The sequence below is a fragment of the Methanobrevibacter millerae genome, assembly GCF_900103415.1.
Classification (GTDB): Archaea; Methanobacteriota; Methanobacteria; order Methanobacteriales; family Methanobacteriaceae; genus Methanocatella; species Methanocatella millerae.
Genome location: NZ_FMXB01000003.1, coordinates 1 through 353 on the forward strand (window position 1 = coordinate 1; position 353 = coordinate 353).

At 25.2% G+C, this 353-nt stretch carries 1 protein-coding gene; it reads left to right on the forward strand.

Annotated elements, in window-relative coordinates; genetic code table 11:
• Nucleotides 1-45: 45 nt before the first annotated feature.
• The coding region (locus tag F3G70_RS11970) for a hypothetical protein (protein WP_188118030.1) at nucleotides 46-353 on the forward strand (308 nt) is incomplete at its 3' end.

The window sequence follows — 353 nt, forward strand, 5'->3', positions numbered from 1 at the left end:
GTTCTTAATGATAGGATTGAGGAATTGACTTCTAAGAATGTTAGTTTGAATGAGGTTGTTGCTTCTAAGGATGATGAGGCTAAGGTTCTTAATGAAAAGGTTGAAGTATTAACCACTCAAAATGAAAAATTATCTTCAGAAAATATTAATATATCAAAAAATATTTCGGATAAGGATTCAAATATTGAATCTTTAATTTCTGATTTTAACAATTTAACTAATAAATATGAAAAAAATATAAAGAAATACAAAATAGAAATTGATTCAAATGAATCATATGTCCATGAGTTAGCTCGAGTTAACAATAATCTTCAGCAGGAATTAAATGAAAGAATTGATGCTAATGTAAAAAT